Source organism: Pseudomonas sp. ES3-33, assembly GCF_000952175.1.
GTDB lineage: Bacteria > Pseudomonadota > Gammaproteobacteria > Pseudomonadales > Pseudomonadaceae > Aquipseudomonas > Aquipseudomonas gregormendelii.
In genome coordinates this window covers 1-1,216 of the sequence record NZ_JZRI01000070.1, presented here as the reverse complement: position 1 = coordinate 1,216, position 1,216 = coordinate 1, and the positions used below count along the sequence as shown (strand labels likewise).

1 protein-coding gene is annotated in these 1,216 nt (G+C 57.5%); it reads left to right on the top strand.

Annotation, left to right across the window (positions count from 1 at the left end):
- Positions 1 to 276 precede the first annotated feature (276 nt).
- The coding region (locus tag UB23_RS12895) for an IS110 family transposase (protein ID WP_045059706.1) at positions 277 to 1,216 on the top strand (940 nt) is incomplete at its 3' end.

The window sequence follows — 1,216 nt, the reverse complement described above, 5'->3', positions numbered from 1 at the left end:
CAGCTCCTTGTATGTTGACCCAGCACCCAGCGAGAGAGGTCTAAGCTCGTTGGTGCTGACATACAAAGATGTGTTTCTGGGGGAGGCCGATGGCTCCTGAAGGCAGGACTTGCGCCTGACCTTGTCTGTAGAGAGGCTCCCCCGCCTCATTGCCCACCACGAAGAGTATCGAGAAGCCGACAAGTCGGACTTCGCATTACAAGGTTGCAGCGGCATGAAGTTCGAGGTCAGGGGAACCAGGAGCCATCTTCACCCAGTTTTCTCGGAGTTGAAAGCATGAGCGTTCACGTCGGATTGGATATCGGTTCCCGTAGCAGCGTCATGGCTTGGCGTGACAAAGGCCGTGCTGCCGGCTCGTGGGATATCGCCCAAACCCCCAAGGGGCGCAAGGCGGCTGTGAAAAAGCTGATAGCCCTAAAACCGCTATCTGTTGTCATGGAAGCCACCGGGATTTACTACCTGGATCTGGCCTTGGAGTTGAACGCGGCTGGGTTACCGGTCTCGGTGGTCAACCCGAAAAGCTCCCGCAATTTTGCAAGACTGATGCTTCAGCACAGTAAAACGGACGCCATCGATGCTCAGTTGCTGGCCGAGTACGGCGAACGCATGACCCCTCGCCTGTGGACCCCACCAAGCCCCGCACAGCTTGAGCTGCGGGCCATTGGTCGCCACATCAATCGGTTGATCGGCCACTGCACGCGGGCTAAAAATGAGCTGCATGCCCTGCAGGCGACCGGAACCACTTCACCGTTGCTGATTGAGGACGAAGAAGAGGCTATCGCGATGTTTGGCAGGCGCATTGAGCGGTTTAGGCAAGCCGGGCGAGAAATCATCGCCAGCTGTCCAATATTGCAGAGCCAATTCGATCACATGGTGGCGGCCCCTGGGATGGGGGACGTTTCGACATTTGCCGTGCTGGCTGAGCTGGCGCCCCTGCCAGTGACACTTAAAGCCCCGCAGGTAAGTCGTTATGCGGGGCTGGACGTACGACTAAACCAGTCCGGGACGAGCATTGACAAGCCCGGACGCCTTAGTAAGGCAGGCAATGCCTACTTGCGATCGGCGATGTTCATGCCGGCCATGTCAGCGATTCGCAGCGACCCGAATGTGAAGGCTTTTTATGATGCGTTGATCGCACGCGGAAAGCGAAAAATGCAGGCCATCTGCGCGGTTATGCGCAAATACCTGACAGGCTTGTGGGCGTGCATACGCGCAG